The 25,058-nt window shown below is 52.9% G+C and carries 20 protein-coding genes and 1 riboswitch; of the genes, 13 read left to right on the top strand and 7 right to left on the bottom strand.

Annotation, left to right across the window (positions count from 1 at the left end; all coding sequences use genetic code 11):
• Positions 1 to 6 precede the first annotated feature (6 nt).
• Positions 7 to 711, bottom strand: a complete 705-nt coding sequence (locus NXT01_RS04225; RefSeq protein WP_259077939.1) for an exonuclease domain-containing protein — start codon at positions 709 to 711, stop codon at positions 7 to 9.
• 152 nt (positions 712 to 863) lie between these two features.
• Between NXT01_RS04225 and ligA the strand changes: the two genes are divergently transcribed.
• Positions 864 to 2,939, top strand: a complete 2,076-nt coding sequence (gene ligA, locus NXT01_RS04220) for an NAD-dependent DNA ligase LigA (RefSeq protein ID WP_259077936.1) — start codon at positions 864 to 866, stop codon at positions 2,937 to 2,939.
• 60 nt (positions 2,940 to 2,999) lie between these two features.
• On the opposite strand, the gene NXT01_RS04215 is transcribed toward ligA, so the two are convergent.
• Positions 3,000 to 3,662, bottom strand: coding sequence for an amino acid-binding ACT domain protein (locus NXT01_RS04215; RefSeq protein ID WP_259077934.1), 663 nt, complete (start codon positions 3,660 to 3,662; stop codon positions 3,000 to 3,002).
• A 462-nt stretch (positions 3,663 to 4,124) separates the two neighbouring features.
• Here NXT01_RS04215 and gatC point away from each other — a divergent pair, with 462 nt between their 5' ends.
• From gatC to NXT01_RS04175, 8 genes are all read left to right on the top strand, one after another.
• A complete protein-coding gene (gatC, locus tag NXT01_RS04210; RefSeq protein ID WP_259077932.1) occupies positions 4,125 to 4,418 on the top strand; it encodes an Asp-tRNA(Asn)/Glu-tRNA(Gln) amidotransferase subunit GatC in 294 nt (97 codons plus the stop codon).
• 6 nt (positions 4,419 to 4,424) lie between these two features.
• Entirely contained in the window at positions 4,425 to 5,921 is a 1,497-nt protein-coding gene (gene gatA / locus NXT01_RS04205) for an Asp-tRNA(Asn)/Glu-tRNA(Gln) amidotransferase subunit GatA (RefSeq protein WP_259077930.1), read from the top strand.
• A gap of 81 nt (positions 5,922 to 6,002) precedes the next feature.
• Positions 6,003 to 6,205, top strand: a riboswitch (cobalamin riboswitch).
• Between the two features lie 978 nt (positions 6,206 to 7,183).
• A complete protein-coding gene (locus NXT01_RS04200; RefSeq protein WP_259077928.1) occupies positions 7,184 to 8,224 on the top strand; it encodes an iron ABC transporter permease in 1,041 nt (346 codons plus the stop codon).
• Complete coding sequence (locus NXT01_RS04195) at positions 8,221 to 8,988, top strand: ABC transporter ATP-binding protein (protein ID WP_259077926.1); 768 nt, start codon at positions 8,221 to 8,223, stop codon at positions 8,986 to 8,988. The genes NXT01_RS04200 and NXT01_RS04195 overlap by 4 nt, the downstream gene beginning before the upstream one ends.
• 53 nt (positions 8,989 to 9,041) lie before the next feature.
• Positions 9,042 to 10,148 carry an ABC transporter substrate-binding protein gene (locus NXT01_RS04190; RefSeq protein ID WP_259077924.1) on the top strand — a complete coding sequence of 369 codons (1,107 nt, stop codon included), beginning with the start codon at positions 9,042 to 9,044 and terminating at the stop codon, positions 10,146 to 10,148.
• Positions 10,149 to 10,287: 139 nt separating this feature from the next.
• Positions 10,288 to 11,493: an MFS transporter gene (locus tag NXT01_RS04185; RefSeq protein WP_259077922.1), complete on the top strand. Its 1,206-nt coding sequence runs from the start codon at positions 10,288 to 10,290 to the stop codon at positions 11,491 to 11,493.
• Positions 11,494 to 11,506: 13 nt separating this feature from the next.
• Positions 11,507 to 12,919 carry a DHA2 family efflux MFS transporter permease subunit gene (locus NXT01_RS04180; RefSeq protein WP_259077921.1) on the top strand — a complete coding sequence of 471 codons (1,413 nt, stop codon included), beginning with the start codon at positions 11,507 to 11,509 and terminating at the stop codon, positions 12,917 to 12,919.
• 76 nt (positions 12,920 to 12,995) lie between these two features.
• A complete protein-coding gene (locus NXT01_RS04175; protein WP_259077915.1) occupies positions 12,996 to 14,024 on the top strand; it encodes an ATP-dependent 6-phosphofructokinase in 1,029 nt (342 codons plus the stop codon).
• Between the two features lie 47 nt (positions 14,025 to 14,071).
• Here NXT01_RS04175 and NXT01_RS04170 read toward each other — a convergent pair whose 3' ends face one another.
• Complete coding sequence (locus NXT01_RS04170; protein ID WP_259077913.1) at positions 14,072 to 16,150, bottom strand: ATP-dependent DNA helicase RecQ; 2,079 nt, start codon at positions 16,148 to 16,150, stop codon at positions 14,072 to 14,074.
• A 131-nt stretch (positions 16,151 to 16,281) separates the two neighbouring features.
• On the opposite strand from NXT01_RS04170, the gene gatB reads away from it, so the two are divergent.
• Entirely contained in the window at positions 16,282 to 17,790 is a 1,509-nt protein-coding gene (gatB, locus tag NXT01_RS04165; protein WP_259077911.1) for an Asp-tRNA(Asn)/Glu-tRNA(Gln) amidotransferase subunit GatB, read from the top strand.
• Between the two features lie 64 nt (positions 17,791 to 17,854).
• On the opposite strand, the gene NXT01_RS04160 is transcribed toward gatB, so the two are convergent.
• Positions 17,855 to 18,529, bottom strand: a complete 675-nt coding sequence (locus NXT01_RS04160; RefSeq protein WP_259077908.1) for a LysE/ArgO family amino acid transporter — start codon at positions 18,527 to 18,529, stop codon at positions 17,855 to 17,857.
• A gap of 71 nt (positions 18,530 to 18,600) precedes the next feature.
• Between NXT01_RS04160 and NXT01_RS04155 the strand changes: the two genes are divergently transcribed.
• The 3 genes from NXT01_RS04155 to NXT01_RS04145 are packed head-to-tail and all read left to right on the top strand — an operon-like array spanning position 18,601 to position 21,414.
• Positions 18,601 to 19,452, top strand: coding sequence for a LysR family transcriptional regulator ArgP (locus NXT01_RS04155; RefSeq protein ID WP_259077907.1), 852 nt, complete (start codon positions 18,601 to 18,603; stop codon positions 19,450 to 19,452).
• Complete coding sequence (locus NXT01_RS04150; RefSeq protein ID WP_259077905.1) at positions 19,449 to 20,387, top strand: HNH endonuclease family protein; 939 nt, start codon at positions 19,449 to 19,451, stop codon at positions 20,385 to 20,387. Before NXT01_RS04155 ends, NXT01_RS04150 begins: the two co-directional genes overlap by 4 nt.
• Before the next feature lie 55 nt (positions 20,388 to 20,442).
• On the top strand, positions 20,443 to 21,414 hold the full coding sequence (locus NXT01_RS04145; protein ID WP_259077903.1) for a DoxX family protein: 972 nt from the start codon (positions 20,443 to 20,445) through the stop codon (positions 21,412 to 21,414).
• On the opposite strand, the gene NXT01_RS04140 is transcribed toward NXT01_RS04145, so the two are convergent.
• The 3 genes from NXT01_RS04140 to NXT01_RS04130 are packed head-to-tail and all read right to left on the bottom strand — an operon-like array spanning position 21,411 to position 25,027.
• Entirely contained in the window at positions 21,411 to 22,646 is a 1,236-nt protein-coding gene (locus NXT01_RS04140) for a glycosyltransferase 87 family protein (RefSeq protein WP_259077900.1), read from the bottom strand. The two genes, NXT01_RS04145 and NXT01_RS04140, sit on opposite strands and share 4 nt — an antisense overlap.
• 14 nt (positions 22,647 to 22,660) lie before the next feature.
• Positions 22,661 to 24,499, bottom strand: coding sequence for a dihydroxy-acid dehydratase (gene ilvD / locus NXT01_RS04135; RefSeq protein ID WP_259077887.1), 1,839 nt, complete (start codon positions 24,497 to 24,499; stop codon positions 22,661 to 22,663).
• 12 nt (positions 24,500 to 24,511) lie between these two features.
• Entirely contained in the window at positions 24,512 to 25,027 is a 516-nt protein-coding gene (locus tag NXT01_RS04130; RefSeq protein ID WP_259077885.1) for a PH domain-containing protein, read from the bottom strand.
• Positions 25,028 to 25,058 lie beyond the last annotated feature (31 nt).

Genomic DNA, 25,058 nt, shown 5'->3' with positions numbered 1-25,058 from the left:
GCTTCCTTATGTGTGTGCTCTGCGCACCTGCACGGGCCACGAGGTATTGACTTCGTCTGCATCCTTGCCCTCACCTTGGAGATAGCGCGCGAGAGAACTTTGAATCTCGTGATATCCCACAGCTTGGAACTCCATCAATTCTTCCATGGATCGATCGGAGATATCGGTCTTGAACGTGTGCTTTGCTTGTTTCCACGCAATACGAGCAGCCGCTAGAGCGTCTGCGGTGGCTTCGTGAGCATTATCAATTTTGACCCCATAAAATTCACAAAGATCTGTCAAAGTCCGGCGGCCCTTACGGTAGCGATCTAAGGTTTTGTCGATCACATAGGGATCAAAAACGGGACCATTGATGAGAAAACTCGGGTCGAGGTGGTGCAAGACGGAGAGATCATAGGCGGCATTAAAAACAATAAGTGTATATCCCTGCTCCCAGCCCTTAGTGATCGTGGCAATAGTCTCATTGAGTACGTCATTGTGGGGGCGGCCGTGGGTACGCGCATAGTCGGTAGAGATTCCGTGCACGTTGGTTGCTTCCTCCGGTATGTCCACTCCTGGGTCCGCCAACATCTCATACGGGTGGGCGCCATCGGTATCGATGGTGATGAGCGCAGACGTTACTATTCGCGCCTCGAAGGGCTGCGCAGACGTGGTCTCGAGATCAAAGCTGATGACTTTTTGCGGGTCGAAGGGGTGAAGAAGCGCGTCCATAAAGATACCTTCCAGGGGAGGATGAGGGGGAGACCTTCATCAAAGTCGATGAGCCACCCAGGTTTTGTCCCTATCAGTGTAGATCACAGTCGCGACACCAAAGCTGTGAGGTGGATGACGAAAGTACGGAATTATTACTACACTCTAAGGCTATGACAAGTGAGACGAGTAAAGAGTCGGACTACAGCGATATCTATCAGCAGTGGCAAAAATTGGCGGCCACGATCACCGATCACCGGGATCTCTACTATCAAGGCTCTCCGAAGATAAGTGATCAAGAATTCGACCGACTTTTTCAAGAATTACTCGCCCTGGAAGAAGCGCATCCGCAGTTAAAAACGCCGGATAGCCCTAGTGCTCAAGTTGGTTCACCAGTAAAAGAATCTAGCTTTGAAAACGTTGAGCATCTGGAGAAGATGACTAGCTTGGACAATGTCTTCAACGCTGAGGAACTCGACGAGTGGCTTAAGAAAACCCCAGCTGATGACTATATTACCGAACTGAAAATCGATGGGCTATCGCTTGCGCTCGTCTACCGCCGTGGTGTTCTAGAACGCGCAGCTACGAGAGGGGACGGGCGCGTGGGAGAAGACGTGACAGAGAACGCCAAGGTCATCGAAGATATCCCGCACCGACTCCACGAGCACCCCGAGTTCCCCATTCCAGACGTTGTGGAAGTGCGCGGCGAAGTCTTTATCGCTGTTGAGGATTTCGGGCTCGTTAACGAACAACGGCAAAAGGATGGTGGTAAGCCATTCGCCAATCCTCGTAATGCGGCCGCTGGATCGCTGCGTCAGAAGGACGTTGAGGCCGTGAAGCGCCGCAGACTGAGGCTCCTTTGCCACGGCATTGGCTACAGCGAGGGTTTTGAGCCTGTTACACAGTCAGCAGCCTACGAAGCCCTCGATGCTTGGGGATTACCAGTGTCCAAATACTCACAAGTGGTTACCAGTTCGGCGGAAGTGCACCAACGGGTGAGCTACTGGGAAAAACACCGAGGTGATGCACTTCATGAGATGGATGGCCTTGTCATCAAGGTGAATTCACGCGCTCAACAGGCCCAACTGGGAGCAACCTCTAGAGCGCCACGCTGGGCCATCGCCTACAAATACCCTCCAGAAGAAGTTACAACTAAGCTCCTTGACATAAGGGCCTCAGTGGGACGTACCGGCCGAGTTACACCTTTTGCCATTATGGAACCAGTTTTCGTGGCCGGATCGACGGTTTCTATGGCCACATTGCACAACCAGACGGAGGTTAAGCGCAAAGGCGTTCTGATCGGTGATACCGTAGTCGTGCGTAAAGCAGGAGAGATCATTCCAGAAGTCTTAGGCCCAGTGGTGGAGGACCGTGACGGAAGTGAATACGACTTCGTTTTTCCCACGTATTGTCCGAGTTGCGGTACAGTCCTCGCGCCGCAAAAAGAAGACGACGCCGATTGGCGCTGCCCCAATACTCGTTCATGCCCTGCACAGCTGTCAGCCCGCCTGAGTTATATAGGTGGACGCGGAGCCTTTGATATCGAAGCGCTAGGTGAAAAGGGTGCCCAGGATCTCATAGCCTCCAAAGTTCTCAACGATGAGGCCGGGCTTTTCGATTTAACTGCTGAGGATCTCGAACGAACGGGCGTCTATACCACCAAGAAGGGAACTATCAACGCTAGTGCCCGGAAACTGCTCAAGAATCTTGAGAGCGCCAAGCATACCGAATTGTGGAGGGTCATCGTGGCCCTGTCAATTCGTCACGTGGGACCGATCGCGGCGCGCGCGATAGCGAATAGGTATCGCAGCATGGCTGCCGCCCGTGCCGCGGATATCGAGGACCTTGCCGAAACCCCAGGCGTAGGAACCATTATTGCGCAGAGCTTTAAGGAATGGTTCGAGGTTGATTGGCACCAGGATATCGTCGACAGATGGGCCGCTAGCGGGGTTACCATGGAAGAGAATGCTCGCGAGGAGCTGCCACAAACGCTAGCTGGTTTAACCGTCGTGGTAACGGGCACCTTGGAGGGGTATACCCGTGATTCCGTGAAGGAGGCGATTATTGCTCGTGGTGGCAAAGCCAGTGGCTCTGTATCTAGAAAGACTGATTACGTTGTCGTGGGGGCCAACGCAGGGTCTAAGGAAACGAAGGCTCGCGACTTAGGTTTACGGATTCTCAACGAAGAGGAGTTCCGTGAGCTCATTGAAACTGGGAACATCGGAAATGCTGCGGGCACTGCTGACTAGGCATCGAAGCTAAAGTATGCCCGTGGTCAGCTCGGGCCGCGGGCATGCTTCGTGGTTCTTCTAGTCTTGAAGCATCCTGGATAGGATCGTGCCAAAATTACCCATATGTTCTACCTCTCCCGGTAAATAATCGGGTCCGCCTACTCTGCCGATGATAAGGACGAGTCCAGAGTGGCCTAGGGGTGCCGCTGCGAGAGAAGAGTCGAGCAAGGACCACGACTCCGGAATCCAGGCTTCTTCTTCAGGGTTGAGAATGCGCGCCTTGGGAATATTAAGCTGCGAAGGTGCGGAGCCATCGTCGCCGGGTGCGGCATCGGATGCGGTCACTCGGCTCACAGGACTGCCATCTTGGAGGAGGATGGCCCAACTCGAGGTGATGGCCTGGGGGATCCGATCCACGAGGGCGGCAATAGTGTCAGAGTGAGAGGACGCACCTGCCACGGCTGCGAGCATGGCAATTTGACCGCGTCGATCGACAGTTCCGGAAAAAGGCCGAATGGAGTCTACTTCGACGCCTGGGACCGAGGTGGCAGCCGAAATGAGGGTATCGGCCATGGCATGACCAGGCAGATGGACTACCATATCATCCATGGCGGTACCATCGGGGAGTGTTTCTATGACATCGACCGATTTGATATTGCCATCGATTAATCCAATAGCCTCTGCGAGTAGTCCCAGGCTACCGGGAGTATCGGGAAGCAAGACGCGGATTAAGTACTTCACCGAGTATCACAGCCTTTCTTAGAGTACTGACCTTTACTTCTCATGAAGGATCCATGACTGAGGGCTAACGAAAGGCCAGACTTCCTATCTTAGACTCTCGGGGCTCCTATGCTCCGTAGCGCTCCAGCGCGTTTCGGCAATTACCAGCCACCACGATTGGGGCAACCCCTTGAACTCCTCTGGACCCTCTAGACCCTCTAGATCTCAGAAACGCGCCTAGTTGCAAAACTATGATGCACCCACCTGATAGCGCGGTGCTCATTGTGTCTCCATGGCGGCTCATGACGCTTAGGTGTGACGATCGCTGGGCATCCGCGTTACCGCGCGAGTGAGGAGCGAAGATTTGGCATGGAATAGCTCCACGTTCGATAGGTGCCCTAAGATGGTGGTTACACCTATATGTTCACCATCCAAATCGAGGTAGTGAACATCGAATTGACTGCAGTAAGGATACGACTAACAGTGCCTGATATTTCGCGCAATGAAGTTGCTCACCTGGCTAAGCTCGCCCGCTTGGCTCTAACAGATGAAGAATTGGATCGGTTTGCAGAGCAGATCGACAGTATCGTGGCTAATGTTTCCGCGGTTCAAAAGGTCTCGGTTGAGGGAGTTGAGCCGATGAGTCATCCGCACTCAATTCCAACGCGGATGCGGGAGGACAGAGTAGAGCCCACATTAACCGCGGAGCAAGCTCTGGACCAGGCGCCCAAGGTTGCCGAGCAGCGTTTCGTCGTACCTCAGATTTTGGGAGAGTAAACTAGCATGACCAGTAAATATATATGGAATTCTGAATCTGCCCCAGAGCTCGTTAAGCTCTCGGCGGCAGAGCTAGCAGAGAAAATTCACTCCCGCGAAGTCTCCTCGGTAGAGGTGACCCAAGCTCATCTTGATCGTATTGCTGACATTGATGACGACATCCACGCTTTCCTTCATATTGGAGCTCAGCAAGCTCTTGAGGCGGCGGAAAAAGTTGATGAAGCTCTCGACCGCGGGGAGCAACCCGCCTCTGCACTAGCAGGTGTGCCATTGGCACTTAAGGATGTATTTACCACCACTGACGCTCCTACGACCTGCGCTTCAAAGATACTTGAAGGGTATATATCGCCGTACGATGCCACGGTAACGTCTAAGATTCGAGCAGCTGGAATCCCAATTTTAGGTAAAACAAATATGGACGAATTTGCCATGGGCTCGTCCACGGAAAATTCCGCCTACGGTCCTACCCATAATCCGTGGGATTTGGAGCGCACTGCCGGTGGCTCCGGAGGTGGCTCAGCTGCTGCCTTAGCGTCTGGTGAGGCTCCTTTGGCTATTGGAACTGATACAGGTGGATCAATTAGGCAGCCCGCAGCTTTGACCAGCACAGTAGGCGTGAAACCAACCTATGGTACGGTCTCGCGTTATGGTCTAGTGGCATGCGCATCGTCTCTGGATCAGGGCGGCCCGACCGCGCGCACGGTACTGGACACAGCTCTTCTCCATGAGATTATTGCAGGTTATGACCGATTTGATGCGACAAGCGTGAACCGCTCTGTTGCGCCTGTTGTTGAGGCTGCACGACGGGGTCAGAGTGGCGACTTAACCGGCGTGCGGCTTGGTGTGGTCAAGCAATTCGACCGGGAAGGCTACCAAGATGGTGTATTGCAGCAATTCCACCGGTCTGTGGAGCAGCTACAATCCCAAGGTGCTGATATCGTGGAGGTCGATTGCCCCCATTTCGATGATGCACTCGCAGCCTACTACCTCATTCTGCCGTGTGAAGTGTCCTCGAACCTTGCCCGCTTTGATGGCATGCGCTATGGCTTGAGAGCCGGTGATGACGGGCAACGCTCCGCGGAAGAGGTGATGTCTCTAACGCGTGCCGAAGGCTTCGGGCCCGAAGTCAAGAGGCGCATCATTCTTGGAACTTATGCACTCTCAGTAGGTTATTACGATGCCTATTACCTGCAGGCGCAGCGTGTGCGAACGCTCATCGCCCAAGATTTCGCGCGCGCTTTTGAGCAGTGCGACGTGCTGATTTCCCCCACCACGCCTACCACCGCCTTCAAACTGGGGGAGAAGGTCTCCGATCCAATGGCAATGTACAACTTTGATTTGTGCACCCTGCCTCTAAATCTTGCTGGTTTGTGTGGCATGTCGGTCCCAGCAGGATTGGCCACCGATACCCAGCTGCCGGTGGGCTTGCAGTTGATGGCCCCCGCTTTTGCTGATGACCGTCTTTACCATGTCGGAGCGGCATTCGAACAAGGTCGTTCCTGATAGGGGGACTGGCAATTAAAAGCCCGCCGGATTTTACCGGCGGGCTTTTAATTGCCAAAACACACTGCTAAACTAATTACTAGCACTTCGAAGTGAGCTGATGGGAATTTTCCCATGGGAACACCCAGTGAGATTCTGGGGACTGACGCGCAGCGGTGAGCGGGGACTTCCTACTCTCGAGTTATTTATAGCAACCACTGGCCAATTCCATGGCTGGGAAGGTGAGAGGGTAATGAGGGTTGATCCGCGAAGTCCGAAGACCGATCAGCTCGTGACCGTTAGTAATCGCCTCGCGTTCTAGGTAGATGCTGATACTACGAGGATCTTTCCGGCATAGCAGGTCCGTTATAGTGCCTTAGGTTCGATCAGCCCTCCGTCAAAAGGGCCGGTACACCTATCGCCATAATGCTCCTAAGTGCACGCGCCACGCAGAACCGTGGGGCAGTAGCAGAAAAGTGAGTCAGTCGATCGTATTGAGGTCACTGTCAGCCGGAAAAGTTTTGTCAGGCTTCCTCCGGGACCAAACGATCGACAGGCGCTTGTGATGCGCGGAAAATGCTGCCTCCTCCCTGCTGACGCACCTTTTGATGAAACAGGAAATAGGTTATCGTCGTCGCACCTTTTTTGAGGAAAGCCTCGACGCTGAGGGAATATGATCTCGAAGTTTTTCCCACCCCTTTTAGCTTCGAGTAATTTTATTTCGGTGCCGAACATGGACTCAAATAGTCTCAAGATTCATCTTGGGGGCTGAGCTTAAAAAAGGTCCAACCTATTTCCTGTTTCACCCATGCCTTAATTTAGTGATTTTAGTTTGTTATTTGATATGCATTTAGCGGATAAAATGGCATCGCCAATGAAACGGTTGGCTGTCAGAGCTTTCGCTGCGCAGTCCACAAACCAGAGGGTATCGGGGGTTCTGTAGGAGACGGGGAATGAGTCAGTCGGCGTGTGAAACCCGGGGAATAAGCCAGATGTGTCGGCAATCGTAATAACTGCTGCTCGTACAGTTAAGAAGCGTATTAGGGGAGAGCTTGCTTAGGCGATTTATCACAATCAATGGTGGTAGTGGATACCGGGAAAAACGGGGGTAAAGAGATTAGTCTTTTTTATTGTTTAGATAACATTTTCACCTTTCAGTTACGTTACGTCAGGTATATGAGCTACCATTACCGCTGAGCTTTCATTAGAAAGCTAGCGTTAGTAACAAGTATCTAGACAAGCTGCTTTGCTACCGCTTTTTTTGGAATAATAGAGGTTCGTTAGTGCTAAAGTTTCGGTGGCTCACACCCGTTCTCTTTCTCACCTTGCTGGGTTTTACAGCGGTGAGTTTTGTGCTTTCCTTAACCTTTGGTGCGGTTGAATATCCCGCAGCAGATGTTCGAAACGTAGTGATGGCCCACCTCGCAGGTGGAATGGGAGATGACCCAGCACTTGATGCGGTTGTGTGGGAGCTTCGCGCCCCTCGAGGCCTGCTAGCTATCATCGTGGGCGCCGGTTTGGCGCTAGCAGGTGTGGCCATGCAGACTCTGGTGCGCAATCCTCTCGCAGATCCCTATCTTCTTGGCGTTTCCTCTGGCGCTTCAGTGGGAGCAACTGCGGTTATCACATGGGGAATATTCTCTTCCTTCGGTCTCTACTCGCTCTCGGTGGGTGCTCTGATTGGCGCCCTCGTTGCTACCGTCAGCGTATACACCATCACTCTAGCCCAAGGAGGTCTGACCCCTTTGCGCCTGATACTTACTGGTGTTGTACTTTCGTCGGCTTTTTCTGCCCTGGCAAGCTTCCTCGTTTTTTGGGGACCAGATCCCCGTGCCGCTCAAGGAGTAATGTTCTGGATGCTAGGCTCAGTCTCAGGCGGACAGTGGGATAAGCTGCTGATTCCGGTCGTAGTCGTTGTTATCAGCTACCTCATCCTCAGCTTATGCGCTAATGATCTCGATGCTTTAGCTTCAGGCCCTGACACCGCTAGTGCTTTGGGGGTAAAGGTGCCACAGCTTAGGCGTTTACTTTTTTTCCTCCAAGCCCTGTTGGTGGGATCGATGGTCGCTGTTGCTGGCGGCATCGGATTCGTTGGCTTGGTTATTCCACACCTTGCCCGAATGGTGGTGGGCTCTCTGCACCGTCGATTGCTACCCATTGCGATGGCGATGGGTGGGCTGTTTCTCCTTTGGGTTGATGTGTTAGCGCGTATCGCCGCCGCTCCACAAGAAATTCCGCTCGGTGTGGTGACCGGTGTGATTGGCGCACCAATATTCCTGATTCTCATGAGTCGCGGTCGCTATACCTTTGGGAGTGCATCATGACCTTACTTGAAGTTAAAAACGTTGCTGCGGGATTTAATCAAAGGTCGGTTGTTCACGATGCTTCCTTTAGGGTGGCGAATGGATCCTTCACAGCACTCGTAGGAGTCAACGGTGCAGGTAAATCGACACTGCTTCGCGCTATTGCGGGCATCACTCCGGTTCTATCTGGCCATGTGCACCTCGACGGACACGATATCCACCGTATGCCGTCAAAAAAGCGAGCCCAAGCTCTCAGTTTCATCGGGCAGGATGAGGTTCCGTTGGGTGATCTCACCGTTCATGAGATGGTAGCTATGGGGCGTATGCCGCATCTAAAGAGCTGGCAAATTGGCGGCAGAAAAGAGCAGACGATTATTGAATCATGTTTAGACATGGTGGATATGGTCGGCCTTGCGGAGCGCCGCTGTGAGCAGCTATCTGGCGGTCAGCGTCGATTAGCTCTGATCGCAAGAGGGCTAGCTCAGCAGGCACCCATGATGATCCTGGATGAGCCGACCAATCACCTTGATGTTCACCACCAGCACCATCTCCTGCAGTTATTGAAGAACTCGGGATTAACCATTCTTGCTACTATTCACGATCTCGATCTTGCGGTTGCATACTGCGATCAAGTTGTGGTGCTCCATGAGGGCGGGATCTTGGTTGCAGGGACTCCTGTCGAGGTACTAAATTCGCAAACCTTAAGACAGGTCTTTGATGTCTCAGCTTTTGTATTCGATTTTGAGACAACAGAACACCCCCATCTAGTTGTGGATTCTCTCTGATAGATTCTGCACCAGTACGACCCAGCTCAGAAGGGCTGGAGAAAGAAAACCTAATGAAAAATATCTGGAATAACAAGAGCATCGGCGCCCTAGTGATTAGCGCCTTCGTTTTAACTGGCTGCGCAAATAATGAGCAGGCCGTTAACCCTGCCACCTCGGGCGCTGCCGACAGCCAAATGACTAAGGCAGCTGAAGGCGAAGGAGTCACTGTTACTAACTGCGGCGAAGAGGTGACCTTCTCGAAGGCCGACAATCTATTCGTCAACGACGGCAATATCATCTCCATCGTCATGTCGGCTGGTGCTCGCGAGAATATCAAATATGTCTCGTCTGTCCAGCGCGATATGGATATTCTCAGGGCCAAATACGGTGAGGAGGTCGATGGCTTAGTTGATGTGGCTGAGCAGTACCCGTCTCTCGAAGAGATCGTATCCAAGCAACCTGATATTTATGTAGCTGGGTGGGGCTACGGCTTCAGTGAGGGTAAAAATATCACTCCAGAGGCACTCAAAGAGCAAGGCATCGACTCGTATTTCCTCACGGAATCATGCCGCCAAGAGGATGGCGACCGCGGTATCGTTGACCCCTGGACCGCTGTGACCACCGATATCAAGAATATCGCCGCCATCACTGGACACAAGGAGAACGCCGATAAGGTCGTTGCCGATATCAACTCCCGCCTGAATAAATTGGAAAACGCCGCGAAGGCTGAGAAGACCCCTGTAGGCTTCCTTTTCGATTCTGGCAGTGACACCATCTTTACCTCTGGCCGGTTCGGTGCTCCGCAAGCCATCCTTGAGGCTGCTGGCTCCGAAAATGCAGCCGCTGATATTGACAACACATGGACCACTGTGAGCTGGGAGCAAATGTCCGCGAAATCCCCAGATTTCTTCGTTTTCGTGGAATATCCAGGACAAGAATTCGATGAGAAGGTGAAGATCCTCAAGGAGCACCCAGTGACCAAGGATCTCCCAGCTGTCAAGGAAAACCGCTTTATCAACCTGCCGTATGCGATGTGGACCTCCGGCCCGCTCAATATCGATGCTGCTGAGCACGTACGGAAGGGCTTGGAAAAATTTGACCTCGTTCCTGCTTCGAACCTGACTCCCAAGCTTGATTTGCCAGATTCTGTTCCTGGTAAGGAGTTCTTCGTCGGCTAGTAGCCGCTGATTTTGCTCTACAGTCAACCGCCTCTGTCTGTGACGAGGCGGTTTTTCACCCCCTACTTTGCTATACCTCAGATTCGGCTAAGCTGTGCTGCAAAGCTAGTACCGGGGAAAGGGTATACAGTTGCCTCAGTTGACGCGCTCTCCAAAAAATACCGTATGGGTTTACCTCCTATCAGCCGCCTTATCCAATTTTGGCAACTCCATTGCTGGGACTGTGTGGCCATGGCTAGTCCTCGTACGCACGGGAGATCCGGCTTCCGCTGCACTGGTGGCCGCTCTCATTGCTATTCCCTCGGTGGTGTTTTCCGTTGTCGGCGGCCAACTCATCGATACCTTTGGCCGGAAACGTATGAGCGTAATCTCCGACACCATTTCTGCTTTAAGCATCGTGAGCGTGATCATCGTTGATCAACTTTTGGGGCTTAATATATGGTGGTTCGTGATTATAGGGATCTTTGGGGCAATCGGCGACGTCCCAGGTTACGCCGCGCGTAGTGCCCTCCTGGGAGATGTCGCTCAAACCTCTCAACGCACCTTGAAGTGGTTAGCGGGTGCTAGTCAGACGGTGGGCGCGATGACCTTTCTTGTTGGTCCAGCACTTGCCGGTGTACTTATTGCAGCGTTCCCTATCACTCAAGTTCTGTGGATTACCGCGTTATGTTCTTTCTTAGCCGCGCTGGTGACGTGGTCGCTGCGTTTGAAACCCAGTCAAGAGGCAGCAGAAACCTCAGACAATCCTCTGCAGGGCTGGCGAGCATGGACCAACCTGTTAAAAAGCGGGCCTATACGATTGCTTGCTATCACCAGTGGTATCTCTCAAATCTTAGTCATGCCTTATATCATTATTGTGGTTCCAGCCCACTTTCAGGCCACCGAGAATCCTCTCGGTATGGGCATGGTGCTTTCGAGTTTCGCTATTGGGATGATGGCCGGCGGTGTTCTAAGTACTACAATCTCTTCCAAAAATAAGTTCTGCCCGTGGAGTATTGCTCTTCTCAGTTACAGCATTGGGTTTTCTATGATGTCAGTCCTACAGTGGGAATGGGTCGTGATCGCGGGGACTGCTATTGCCGGAATTGGCGGCGGATTAATTAATCCTCTGCAAGCGGTCATCATCACCGAGAATGCCGCCGAGCACGTGCGAGGGCGAGCGTTTTCGCTCCTCGGTGCCATTGCCTTATTAACTCAACCCATGGGATTATCAGCCGCAGCATTTTTCCTGGAATTCACGACCATCTATGTTCTTGCCACAGCGGTTGCGGGAATTTGGCTCATTGTTGCTTTATGGGCTGCCGTTTATGGAGCGCGAGTGCTGCACCCGAGCAAAATAGCGTAGTAGGATCGTACCGGTGACTGATATAAGTGAGAAGCAGGCATGGCGGGCGCTGGCAGCCTTGTGTATTGGCTTCTTTATGATTTTACTTGACCAAACAATCGTTGCCGTTGCCACCCCTGAAATCCAAGCCGAACTGGGTGCCACGCTCAATCAAGTGGTGTGGGTATCGAGTATTTATTTACTCTTCTTCGCGGTCCCTATCCTTGTTACCGGACGCTTAGGTGACCGATATGGACAGCGTCGGATGTATATCACGGGTATGTCTATCTTCACGGCAAGCTCGCTGGCTTGTGGACTGGCTCCCTCGATTGACATTCTCATTGTAGCGCGCGCTTTCCAAGGGATCGGGGCGGCTATTATGACACCCCAAACAATGAGTGTGGTTAACCGGATTTTTCCGCGCGATCGACGTGGTGCGGCCCTCGGGGTTTGGGGTGCGGTTGCAGGACTTGCCACTTTGCTTGGCCCAATTCTCGGCGGAGTCTTAGTCAGCAGTGTGGGATGGCAGTGGATTTTTCTGGCGAATATCCCTCTCGGAATTCCTTCGATTATTGCGGTTTATTACTGGGTTCCAAAGCTCCCGCGAACCGCTAAGGCAATAGACACCGTAAGTGTTGTTGTGGCAATAGTCGCTATGTCCTGTTTCATTTTTGCGGTTCAGCAGGGTCCCGAGCTCGGGTGGCCCTGGTGGTTGTGGATCCTTCTCGCCATCGGACTGCTAGGTATCGGGTATTTTATTCGACGTCAGGCTGATGTGGCTGCTCGCGCCGAGGATGCTCTCGTTCCTTTGGAAATTTTCAAGGACAAGAATTTTTCCCTTGCCGCTTTCTCCATATCGACCATGGCTTTTGCGGTTGGGGGTGTGATGCTCCCTATGATGATTTACCTCCAAGACGGGCACCAATTAAGCGCGCAAGATGCGGGTTTTATGCTCATTCCCATGTCCGTTCTAGCGGGCGTTTTGGCTCCTTTTGTCGGCAGGTTATCGGATCGGCTTCATCCACGAATCCTCTCTACTATTGGGTTTAGCTGTATGCTCTGTGCTGCCTGTGCGCTGTTTGTCGTTATGCGCGAAGGATGGAGCTACTGGTGGTTGTTGCTTCCTGTGGTTTTGCTTGGTTTTGGAAATGGTTTCGTGTGGTCGCCTAATTCCGCCACCGCCCTGCGAGACCTTCCTGTTTCGCAGCTAGGAGCAGCTTCAGGGGTATATAATACGACCCGTCAGGTGGGTTCAGTGGTTGGGACCGCCATGATCGGCGCCTTAATGCAGCACGGTATGGCGCATTCTGCTTCGGTCAAAGACGCTATGGGTTTTTCCATGATTGCAGCCGTCATCGCGCTGGCTTTTGGCCTGCTAGCCGTAATCCAATTCAACGACCCGTCAGCGAAAAAGAATGCTCGTGTGCGAGAAAACTCACAACTCTAGGAAAGACCAGCTCAACACCACAATGCCCATTTTTACCGATCGGACATTTTTTCAAGTATAAGCTAGGATAACAATCATGCGTATTGCCACTTTAACCTCCGGCGGCGACTGCCCCGGCCTGAATGCTGTTATTCGAGGAATCGTTCGTACCGCCACCGAGTACGGCTCCACAGTAGTGGGCTATCAAGATGGTTGGGTAGGCCTCATGGAAGATCGCCGTGTGCAGCTTTACGACGATGAAAGTATCGATCGTATTCTCTTACGTGGCGGTACCATACTTGGTACCGGCCGACTGCACCCTGACCGTTTCAAGAGTGGGGTTGACCAGATCAAGGCAAATCTCGCTGACGCAGGGATCGATGCTCTCGTACCCATCGGTGGCGAGGGAACCTTGAAGGGCGCTCAGTGGCTCGCAGATAACGGGATCCCTGTTGTAGGTGTCCCTAAAACAATCGACAACGACGTCAACGGAACCGATTTCACCTTTGGTTTTGATACGGCAGTATCAGTAGCAACAGACTCGATTGACCGTTTGCACACTACCGCAGAATCGCACAACCGCGTGATGATCGTGGAGGTTATGGGTCGGCATGTCGGTTGGATTGCCTTGCACGCAGGTATGGCTGGTGGCGCTCACTATATTGTGATACCTGAGGTTCCTTTTGATATTGCGGAAATCTGCAAGGCAATGGAACGTCGCTTCCAAATGGGCGAAAAGTACGGCATTATTGTGGTTGCTGAAGGTGCACTGCCCAAGGAAGGCACCCTGAATTTTGATGAGGGTGAAGAGGATCAATTTGGTCACAAGACCTTTAATGGCATCGGTCATGTGATCGGTGAGGAAATCAAAAAACGTCTGGGACACGATGTTCGCACCTCGGTGTTGGGACATATTCAACGCGGCGGTACTCCCACCGCCTTTGACCGAGTTCTTGCCACTCGCTATGGCGTTCATGCAGCTCGTGCTTGCCACAACGGAAACTTTGGTAAGTGTGTGGCTCTGCATGGAGAACATATCGAGCTCATCGATTTGCAAGAAGCAGTTGGCAGTTTGAAAGCTGTTCCAGCCGGCCGGTATCGCACCGCCCAAGCCCTCTTTGGCTAATAATAGTAAAAGAAAAAGCCTGCGGCCTCTGTGGTCGCAGGCTTTTTCTAATAGTGGGTTGCAAGCACGAGACCGAGGACCTGGACACCGTAGTGCTCGTGCAGCTCCGAAGCCGCGACAGTGACACTCCACGACGTGTCCACAACATCACTGATGAGTAATACAGGACCGATGACCTCACCGAGAGAGTCGCAGTTCCATCTCTTGGTGAGTGCTCTCACGCGGTAGGTGGAATTATGTGCGTCGACGTCTCGGGCCCCCTCATGGAGCTTTAGTACACCGCTGAAATTTATATTGCCAATATCTGCTAGGCACTGCGCATACTGGTGGAGCAATGTTGTTATGTCTGGATGCGGATTTTCTAAGACGACCACACAGCGCGGGCGATATTCCCACTCCCAATCCTGTAAGACACTGACGGATAGGGCGAGGAGTGGGTCGTCCTGCCACCGGGCAGCGAAGGGCCACGCTTTGTCGTGGAGGATTTGACGTAATAGTGTTCCGTGCGTGAGGGAGGAGAGTCGATCGAGAGCTTTGATCCCTGCAATTCCTAAAATTGGTCCTTTCTGGGTTACACCAGCAGGCCACCTCTTTCGGACGCTTATATCGACGCCGCTCTGAGCGGCCGCTGCACGCAGGGCCTCGAGACTCGCTGTGTCGATATGTGGGTCGAGGTAGGTGTTGCGGCAATTGTCGCACCGACCGCACGGTTCCGTAGCGGTCATATCATCGAGTTGCTTGCGTAAATAAAGCTCGCGACACCACGACGTTTCGATATAGTCCAACATCGCCTGTGCCTCCTTTGCGCGTGTTTCTTTGAGAGCCTGGTTCTTGTGGAGGTCAAGAGTAAAGGGTTTGCTGGTTCTTATCCATCCGCTGCGGGTTTTCTCTACGAAGTGGTCAACGCTGAGGATTTTCAGGGTTTGCTCAATTCGCCCGCGGCTTAGGTTGACAGAATTCTCCAGGCGGGCCACGGTGAGAGGGGTATCTGCTTGGGAGAGGGCCTGCATAAGAGGCTCGACGGCGGAAGCATCGGGCAGGCTCGATTTGGCGAAGTATTCCCAAATTGCCTGATCCTCAGTTCCGGGTAGAAGAATAATACTGGCTTGATCGTTATTGCGGCCTGCTCGTCCAATGTGCTGATAGTAGCTAATAGGTGAGGAGGGCGCTCCGTAGTGTATGACAAAGCCGAGGTCAGGTTTGTCAAAGCCCATGCCCAAGGCGGATGTGGCAACGAGTACTTTCAGTTCGTTGTTGAGAAGTTGTTGCTCATAGAGTTCCCGCTCTGCAGCCTCAGTGCGCCCTGTATAGGTAGCCGCCTGATAACCCATGGAACGAAGATAGTGGCCGAGCTCTTCGGCTGCCGCAATAGTCAAGCAATAAACGATGCCGGAACCAGATAGATCTTGTATATGAGTAGCAATCCACGCCGCTCGTTGGGACGAATCGGGTAGGTGGAGCACATTGAGATATAGCGAACGCCGGGCGAGAGATCCACGCATGATCGTGGTTTCTTCCCCTAATTGAGCACTGATATCGCCGACTACTCTGTTATTTGCGGTAGCAGTAGTGGCAAGCACTGGGGTTGCCGGATTCAGAGTGGGAATCAGGTCCTTAATGCGGCGATAGTCAGGGCGGAAATCATGTCCCCAATCTGAAATACAGTGCGCCTCATCGATGACAAGAAGTGACAACTGTGTTGCCAGTCGAGGCAGGAGCTCTTCGCGGAAATTAAGATTATTCAGCCGCTCGGGGGACACGAGGAGAATATCGATGTCCCCATCCCTTAGACGGGAAGCGATCGTGCCCCATTCGTCGATATTTGCACTATTGAGAGTCACTGCCTGAATGCCAGCGCGCTGGGCCGCTTCGATCTGGTTGCGCATCAAAGCTAATAACGGGGAGATAATCACAGCGGGGCCACCCCCTGCATCGCGGAGGAGTTGAGCAGCTATGAAATAAACGGCTGATTTTCCCCATCCGGTCCGTTGGACCACCAAGAGCCGTTGATGGCCGTTGACAAGGGCATCTATCGCATCCCATTGGTCAGGGTGGAGATGATGGTCATCATCTCCGGTAATTCTTCTTAAAATATTAGTGGCTGATGCCTGGCTAACTATGCTCATATGGATGAGAGTATCGGGTGCACAGGACACACCACCCCCACGATGGTGATGCAACGGCGCACGGAGTCCCGATTATCTGGCTTCTCAGTGGGTATCGGTATCTCGGAGGAGACAGTATAGAATGGTGAATTATGACTACAGCCTTTGATGAACTGATGGATTACGACGAGGTCCTGGAAAAATTTGAGCCAGTGATGGGCATGGAAGTCCACGTTGAATTGGCAACTGAAACCAAAATGTTCTCCACATCCTCGGCTCATTTCGGTTCAGAACCCAATTCCAATGTTGATCCCGTTTCACTCGGTCTGCCTGGTGCGCTTCCCGTTGTAAATGCTCAGGGAGTCGAGTGGGCTATTAAGATCGGCCTCGCCCTCAACTGCTCCATCGCTGAATCTTCGCGCTTCGCTCGCAAGAATTATTTCTATCCTGATCAGCCCAAAAATTATCAGATCTCGCAGTACGACGAGCCAATTGCTTACGATGGCTATCTCGATGTGGTTCTCGATGACGGTACGCCGTGGCGGATTGACATTGAACGGGCACATATGGAGGAAGATACTGGCAAGTTGACTCATATCGGTGGGGCCGATGGCCGCATCCACGGAGCCACCTCGTCGTTGGTGGATTGCAACCGCGCAGGGATTCCACTTATAGAGATAGTGACAAAGCCCATCGTTGGTGCTGGTGAGAGAGCCCCAGAAGTAGCAAAAGCATATGTGTCTGCGCTTCGAGATTTGGTCAAGGCTCTGGGTGTATCTGATGCGCGAATGGATCAAGGATCTATGCGCGTTGATTCGAATCTCTCGCTCAATCGGATCGGAGCTGAGGAATTTGGCACCCGTACAGAGACAAAGAATATTAACTCTCTCAAATCCGTTGAGCAGGCTGTGCGCTTCGAGATGATGCGTCAAGCAGCAGTGATCGAGAACGGAGGTGAGATTATCCAAGAAACGCGCCACTATCAGGAAACCGACGGGTCGACGACCTCCGGCCGTATCAAGGAAACCGCCGAGGACTATCGGTATTTCAATGATCCCGACTTGCCGCCGGTTATTGCCCCCCGAGAATGGGTCGAGGAGATCCGCGCCACCCTGCCGGAGCTGCCGTGGGTGAGGAAGGCACGTATTCAGAAGGAGTGGAATCTCTCCGACGCTGAAATGCGCGATCTCGTGAACGCTGGTGCCATCGACGTCATCATCGCAACCGTAGAAGCCGGAACCACTGCTGACGAGGCTCGTTCTTGGTGGGTTTCTTATCTGGCGCAAAAAGCCAAGGAGCGCGGTGTGGAACTCGAGGACCTCGCTATCACCCCTCAGCAGGTTGCTGAGGTGGTGTCCATGGTTAAGCAGGGAACGCTTACCAATAAGTTGGCCCGCCAGGCAGTTGACGGGGTCGTCGCCGGGGAGGGCAGTGTGGCTGAAGTTATTAAGGCCCGAGGCTTGGAGGTAGTCCGCGATGATGGTGCGATCGAAAAGGCAGTAGATGAGGCCTTAGCAGCCAATCCAGATATCGTGGAGAAATATAGAGCCGGCAATAAGAAAGTTGTCGGAGCCATTGTTGGTCAAGTGATGAAGGCAACACGCGGCAAGGCCGATCCAGGTCACGTGAACCAGCTCATTGCGAAAAAGCTCAACTCTTAAAAAAGAGGGGGATCTAGCTCCGGCTAGATCCCTCTTGTTGGTTTCGGTTAGAGCACACGTTCAGTTAGTGCATGAGTAAGCGCACACACATGACGGCCATAATGCAGCCGATGGCAGCGTTAATAATACGCCAGGATGAGGGCTTGGCTAAGATATGGGAGAAGTAGCTGGACCCGAAGCCTATGAGAGGAAACCACACAACTGAGGCGATGAGGGCACCTGTAGCGAAATACCAGCGACCAGACGTTCCATACTGGTTTGCCATTCCGCCCAGCATGATGAGTGCATCGATATAGGCAGCTGGATTCAGCCATGTAAACGCAAGCGCCGCGAGAACGGGCTTCGTCCATGTCCGAGTGCGTTGCTGTGGTCGCACCTTAACCTGAACGCCCCCGGAACCGCTGGCACCGTCAACGGGAGCAGTAGGGGAGGATTGCTCTATGACCATAGATCCGCCTTTAGGTTTGAAAGCATCCCTAAAACAGCTCAGCCCAAACCAGGCGAGGTAGCTTGCGCCCGCATACTTCAAAATGGTGAGAATAATTGGAGCCCGCTCGATTATGGCGCCCACTCCTGCGGTGCCACCGAAGATGAGCAAGATATCACTGATGAGACAGACGGCCACAACAGCTCCAACAGCTTCGCGTTTGATGCCCTGTCGGATAATGAGTGCGTTCTGAGGACCAATGGCCACGATAATGGAGATTCCCAGGAGGAATCCAGCGATAACAATGCTCATACTCAATGAAATTAGATTGAGCGAATCCTTAAGTAAAATTACATACCTTAAACATAGTTTAGAATAGCTTCATGAACCCCACTCACCTGCACACATTGCTCAGCATTATCGACGAGGGTAGTTTCGAAGATGCCGCCGCAGCCCTAGGCATTAGCCCTTCAGCGGTTAGCCAACGCATCAAGAGTTTGGAGAAATTCGCCGGTCGGGTTCTCTTACGTCGTACGAGCCCGGTGACTGCCACCGCTGCTGGAGAAATTTTGGTGCAGTCCGCTCGCAAGATGGCGCTTCTGGAGGCGGAGACTCTCGCAGAATTAAAGGGAAGAATTGCGGGTATTCCGCTGAGCGTCGTCGTTAATGCGGATTCACTGTCCACCTGGTTTAAACCTGTGTTGGCTGAGGTGGCTCGGTGGGAGAATGCCACATTAAGGCTACTCATCGAAGACGAATCGCATTCGCTAAACTTGCTGCGTAGGGGGGATGTTTTGGGTGCAGTGACGCGAGAAAAGAATCCGGTCCCCGGATGTGAGTCTGTGGCATTGGGAACCATGCGCTATGTGCCCGTTGCCCATCCCCGCCTCGCGCACCGCTATACAATCCAAGGCGAACTAGATTGGGCTGCGATGCCAACGTTGCGTTTTGGTCCCCGGGACACCTTGCAAATTGATGACCTCAAAGGGCGCTCGCGCCACCGACGCATATCCCAGATCCCTTCTGCCGAAGCTTTTATCGAAGCTACGAGAGTGGGTCTGGGATGGTCAATGCTACCTATTCATGAGGCTAGCCCCCTTCTTGAGAGCGGAGAGATTATACTCCTCGATGAAAAGGTCCAGGCGGTACCCCTGTTTTGGCAGAGCTGGCGTCTGGAATCGACCTCGCTAGAGCGCCTGACCCAAGCGGTAGTTGGTGCAGCACAGACTCTATGAGCACATTTTCGGACGGTTGTGATACGGTACCGACCGTGAAAAATGCACGACCTTTTGGCCTTGATATGGCGCAGCTTATTAGTTTAGTAATTGGAATTATCACGACGGTATCGCTCATTGTGGGCGTTGTATTAGGAAGTAATTCGGGATCGAGCACTCAACCTCCAGCAGTGACTTCGGCTGTGACCCCGACAACTGAGGAAAACCCTGACACTGGTAGCTCTCCTCAGCAGGAGGAGGACCTCGACGCTGTACCTGGAGAATCAGCGGAAGACGAACAGCTCCCCGACGTGGCACCCGAAGGACCAGAGGGTGCAGGCGAGGTGCCTCCAGCGGTAACTGGCGACCAGCAATCTTTGGCTTGGCTTGCGGAGCTACCGACTCGCGTCTTCGATAAGAATGCACCCGCATACGATCGAGGCGCTTTTGGTAAGGCGTGGAGTGACGATGCTATGGACGTCGATTTGAGTGGCAATAGCTGCGATACTCGAAATGATATTCTTGCGCGCGACCTTAATGATGTGGTCTTTGTTCCTTCGAAGCGGAAGAATAAGGTCGAGACATGTAAGGTGAAAAGTGGCTGGTTCATCGATCCTTATACCGGGAAGCGCGTTGATTTCCAGCGAGGTCAGAAAACCAGTGCCCTCGTTCCCATCGATCATGTGGTTGCCCTCGGTGACGCGTGGTATGCCGGAGCTTATCGGTGGGATAATCAACGTCGTCTCGCTTTTGCTAATGATCCTATTAACCTCCTTGCCACCACGCAGTCTGAGAACTCCTCGAAGAGCGCACAGTCTGCGGCGAGCTGGATGCCACCTAACGAGGAATTTCACTGCGAGTATGCTCGTAAGCAGGTGCAGATCAAGCACACATATGATCTCGCGGTCACAACAGCGGAGCGCGGAGCCTTGGAAAAAGCTCTGCATCGCTGCTAGTTTTCCTGCGTGCCGTTGCCCTATTCGACGGCGTTCTCGCCTACATTGATAAAGTATGAGCGAGAATAATACACCCGATCGAGCCACCGAGCTCGACTCAGATATTCCAACCTTTGATCCTAATACGCCGCCCACCGCTGCTGAGCCTACAGATATTTATGCGCGCGCCGGACGGGCGGCCCCACAGGATATCCCCCCTCACAGCCCTAGCATTAACCCTAGCCCTGAACCAGTGCTAGGCGAGGTGCCTGATATGCACGCCGAGGATGCACTGGATCATCCCGTGCGCACTCCGGCGGCTGCCACCCAGCAGGCCGAAATTTTTGAAGTGAGTGATCGCCTCGCCTCTGATGCACCTATCAGTGCCTATGACGACGGTGCTATGGGTACAGATGCCACTCAGCACCTTGCCGCTGTGCAGCTTGCCCAACCTGCTCCTCTAACAGAACCAGCGCCAGCAGGTGTTCCTGCAGACTTTGTGGTTCGAGATGAGGTGATCGTGGAAAAGGAAGTTAAGCGTGGAACTCTTGACTTTGGACTGCTCCTTTTGCGTATCTTCTTTAGCCTCTACCTCATCAGTCACGCTCTCATCGTCTTTTTCCGCATCGGTTCGTCGGAGGGTATCAGTGAGCTATCCGCCGAATTTGCTGCCTATCCTTATGGCGATATTCTTAGCATCGCACTTCCTACGATTGAGCTTACTGCCGGCATATTCTTGCTCTTTGGACTCCTGAGCCCAGTAGCTGCGGCGCTGGCGATCATATCAACCTCCTTCATGGCCTTGCACACCATCAATATCCAAGACAGCCTCACCTTTAATACGGCTACTGAGACGCTGTGGTTTGGTGCATTTTTGAGCGCGATCGCTCTCGTTGTGCAATTCACAGGTCCTGGCCGTTACTCTTTCGACGCCGGTCGTTCGTGGTCGAAACGGCCTCTAGCTTCGAGCTGGGTCTTTGTGATAGTAGGCCTTGGTGCGGCCGCCGCGTTGTGGTGGTTCGGGGCGGCCACGAACCCTTTTAACTAAGTCCGAACTCCAGGCGCTGCAGGTGAGACTGCAGCGCCTTTTACGTTCGTCTTTAGCAGTGGGAGGATGAGGAAAAGAGTCCAAAAGAAATAATCATCCATCCACAGTTTAAGCAGTAAAATCTGCTCAAAGTCCTGATCACCTTGGGGATCACCGAGCCACCAATGAGGTGGAGTGGTCATCATAAAAAAGCTCATAGCTCCCAATAGAACCACCAATGTACGGGCACGCAAACGCAGTGCATAGTAGCCGAGAACCGCTATCCATATAGGCCACCACACCCAGTGATGTGACCAGGAAATAGGGGAGACTAGCAGCATGAGGGCTGTATTGACTAATGCTGCCTCGAAATCCAGGCCAGATCGCAGCAGTCGGAGCATAACTACGGCGAAAATGACGGTCACTAGTACCGCTAGGATCAGCCAGAGTACCTGAATGGTGTCACTGGCATTGTGGGCTGCCTCGGAACTTGGCCACAACCGTGTGAGGACACCCTTGATTGATTGGTTGGAGATATAGCCGATATTCACACCAATGCGTGAATTATCATTCATAACAAAGATGGCACGGCCAAAGAAATCAACAGTTTCCTTGGTATTATGAAGAGCACCAATGGCCGTGGCTCCCACAGCTCCTAAGATAAACATCCCAATGCCCTTGAGATCTTTGCGGAGCACCAGGTAGAGCACCATGACTGCTGGGGTGATTTTGATGGCAGCGGCGATTCCTATCAACCACCCTCGTGGTATCTTTCGCTTGCGCGGCACAATATCAAGAAAAACCAAGGCGAGAAGCCACATATTGATTTGCCCAAATTTGGCATTCTGCACAACAGGTTCCAGAAGCAGCCCGAATCCCCACCCTGTGGCTGTAAAAAGTAATGCGGCAGAGGGAGACGAGAAAAGATAGCGCCCTAAATACCATAGGCAGAGCGCTAGGAGAAGCCCCGATAGAGCAATCATCAAGTAGCCAGCGTGCTGCTCTGAGAGGAGGGCGAACGGACTAAGGAGAAGTGCTGCAAAGGGCGGGTAGATAAACGGCAAGGTAAGATCGTAGGCGGGAAATCCTGCCTGGTAGAGACTGGCTCCGTCCATGTAGGCTTGTGCTCCCTGACGATAAATGATCATATCTATATGCCCGTGAGGGTCTGCGATCTGAAGCACCATAATGAGTGCGGAGACCACACAAGCTACTACCGTGAGCAGCGGCCTGAAGCGCCGCAGCAAAGTCATTGAGATTCTTCTTCCTATACTTCGCGGACGGCACCCTTGTCAGCGGATGTAGCCATTTTTGCGTAGGCCCGCAATGCCTTCGATACTGTGCGTTGGCGGTTGACTGGCGTCCACGGTTTGTTGCGGACCCCTTGTGCCTGGCGACGTCTTTCGATCTCGTCGGCGTCGACGAGTAGATTGAGTTCGCGGTTTTTCACTGAGATGCTGATCATATCTCCGTTCTCTATGAGACCGATGAGCCCGCCGTGAGCGGCCTCAGGGGAGATATGGCCGATGGATAGACCAGAGGTCCCACCGGAGAAGCGTCCGTCTGTGATAAGAGCACACGCTTTGCCAAGACCTGCTCCTTTAAGAAAAGAGGTGGGGTGGAGCATCTCTTGCATGCCAGGGCCCCCGGCTGGGCCTTCATAGCGAATGACAACTACTTCTCCGGGCTGCACCTCTCGTTTGAGAATAATAGACACAGCTTCTTCCTGGGATTCGCACACCCGTGCCGGCCCGGAAAATTCCCATAATTCGGCGTCGACGCCGGCGGTTTTCAAAACCGAACCGTCAGGGGACAAGTTGCCACGCAAAATGACGAGTCCGCCGTTTTCGGAGTAAGCATGGTCGATGCTGTGGATGCAACCATCTTTTTGGTCGGTATCTAGGCTTTCCCACCGCGTCGATTGGCTAAACGGTTCTGTGGTGCGCATGCCGCCGGGGGCGGCGTGGAAGAGTTCTTCGGCCCGATCGAGGGCTTTGCCGCCGCGGATATCCCAATCGTTAAGCCAGCCGTCTAAGGTGTCATAAGCCACTGTGTGTACCTGCTCATGAAGGAGCCCGGCGCGTCGTAATTCACCCAAGATTGCTGGAATCCCTCCAGCGCGATGGACGTCTTCGATATGGTAGTGCCCATTAGGCGCAACTTTGGAAATACAAGGAATTTTATGGGAGAGTTCCGAAATATCGCTGAGATCGAAGTCCACCTCGCCTTCTTGAGCTGCCGCTAGAGTGTGCAGGATCGTATTGGTGGACCCGCCCATGGCCATATCGAGAGCTAAGGCATTGCTAAAGGCCTCTTTAGTCGCGATCGAGCGTGGCAGCACTGATTCATCTTCCTCGCCGTAGTAACGCTGACACAGATCGACGATCATATGGCCGGCTTGTTCAAAAAGCTGCTTCCGAGCGGTATGGGTGGCCAAGGTGGTGCCATTACCGGGCAGGGATAGTCCCAATGCCTCGGTGAGACAATTCATGGAATTCGCGGTGAACATTCCTGAACAGGAACCACAGGTGGGACAGGCGAGGTCTTCGATTGTGCGCAATTCAGCATCGGAGATTGCCTCATTGGCAGAGGCCGTGATTGCTGTGATGAGATCAGTGGGGGCGTGAGCGACCCCGTCAATGGACACAACTTTTCCGGCTTCCATGGGGCCACCAGAGACGAAGACCGCTGGAATATTCAAACGGAGGGCGGCGTTGAGCATGCCGGGGGTAATTTTATCGCAGTTGGAGATGCACACCATCGCATCGGCGGTATGGGCATTGCACATATATTCCACAGAATCAGCAATAATCTCGCGAGAAGGTAGGGAGTAGAGCATGCCCCCGTGACCCATCGCGATACCGTCATCGACGGCAATGGTATTAAATTCTTTGGGGACACCTCCCGCCTTGCGGACAGCCTCAGCGACGATATCGCCCACATTTTTCAGATGCACGTGCCCTGGAACAAATTGGGTATAGGAATTGACGATGGCCACAATTGGTTTGTCAAAATCTTGTTCCTTGGTGCCGGTAGCTCGCCATAGGGCGCGTGCCCCAGATGCGTTGCGGCCAACCGTGGTTACGCGAGAGCGCAGAGGAAACATACTAGTCAATCCTTAATCGTTGTCAGCGGTGTCACTATGAATACGGGCATCGTACTCATCCTTAGAAATGAGGACTTGGTGGCCGTCTTTGTTTATGATGACAACCTGGTCATCGGCCGCCTGGTGAGCCTTAGTGATAACATCGGGAATCCGGCCAAAAGAGGCTTTTTCTAGTTTGGGCAAGGAATTGAAGCTGATACCAGGAAGCCTCATCTTCTTATTGCGCGAACCAAATGCCAGTGCGCGCGAGCCCTGAAAACCGAGCCCGGTGAATTCTGCCCATGGCATTGTGGCTGGGCGTTTGAATGCATAGTAGGCGGTAATCCCGTCGGTGGTAATAACGGTGCGCGACCTCAGCACATAATAAATCATGACCAGCGGTAGGAATGGCACCCAGAAGAGATATGTAAAAGCAGCGCCTGAGATGAGCAGCGCTAGGGCTGCCATGAAGATCGCTGCGAGCAGATGGGCGCGATCGACACGAAAGATTGTCTCGGGGCTGTCGGGGTTGTGGTCGCTCATACTCATTGATGATATTGGATTCTCAAGATCACGGTTA

The organism is Corynebacterium sp. ES2775-CONJ, assembly GCF_024814515.1.
GTDB lineage: Bacteria > Actinomycetota > Actinomycetes > Mycobacteriales > Mycobacteriaceae > Corynebacterium.
The sequence above is the reverse complement of the archived record's forward strand: the minus strand, read 5'-3'. Positions and strand labels throughout refer to the sequence as shown.

Bases quoted from the DNA above. Each gene is read 5' to 3' on its own strand.
- NXT01_RS04225 (WP_259077939.1), bottom strand. From the start codon at position 711: ATGGACGCGCTTCTTCACCCCTTCGACCCGCAAAAAGTCATCAGCTTT.
- ligA (WP_259077936.1), top strand. From the start codon at position 864: ATGACAAGTGAGACGAGTAAAGAGTCGGACTACAGCGATATCTATCAG.
- gatA (WP_259077930.1), top strand. From the start codon at position 4,425: ATGACCAGTAAATATATATGGAATTCTGAATCTGCCCCAGAGCTCGTT.
- NXT01_RS04195 (WP_259077926.1), top strand. From the start codon at position 8,221: ATGACCTTACTTGAAGTTAAAAACGTTGCTGCGGGATTTAATCAAAGG.
- NXT01_RS04190 (WP_259077924.1), top strand. From the start codon at position 9,042: ATGAAAAATATCTGGAATAACAAGAGCATCGGCGCCCTAGTGATTAGC.
- NXT01_RS04175 (WP_259077915.1), top strand. From the start codon at position 12,996: ATGCGTATTGCCACTTTAACCTCCGGCGGCGACTGCCCCGGCCTGAAT.
- NXT01_RS04170 (WP_259077913.1), bottom strand. From the start codon at position 16,150: ATGAGCATAGTTAGCCAGGCATCAGCCACTAATATTTTAAGAAGAATT.
- gatB (WP_259077911.1), top strand. From the start codon at position 16,282: ATGACTACAGCCTTTGATGAACTGATGGATTACGACGAGGTCCTGGAA.
- NXT01_RS04160 (WP_259077908.1), bottom strand. From the start codon at position 18,529: ATGAGCATTGTTATCGCTGGATTCCTCCTGGGAATCTCCATTATCGTG.
- NXT01_RS04155 (WP_259077907.1), top strand. From the start codon at position 18,601: ATGAACCCCACTCACCTGCACACATTGCTCAGCATTATCGACGAGGGT.
- NXT01_RS04150 (WP_259077905.1), top strand. From the start codon at position 19,449: ATGAGCACATTTTCGGACGGTTGTGATACGGTACCGACCGTGAAAAAT.
- NXT01_RS04145 (WP_259077903.1), top strand. From the start codon at position 20,443: ATGAGCGAGAATAATACACCCGATCGAGCCACCGAGCTCGACTCAGAT.
- NXT01_RS04140 (WP_259077900.1), bottom strand. From the start codon at position 22,646: ATGACTTTGCTGCGGCGCTTCAGGCCGCTGCTCACGGTAGTAGCTTGT.
- ilvD (WP_259077887.1), bottom strand. From the start codon at position 24,499: ATGTTTCCTCTGCGCTCTCGCGTAACCACGGTTGGCCGCAACGCATCT.
- NXT01_RS04130 (WP_259077885.1), bottom strand. From the start codon at position 25,027: ATGAGTATGAGCGACCACAACCCCGACAGCCCCGAGACAATCTTTCGT.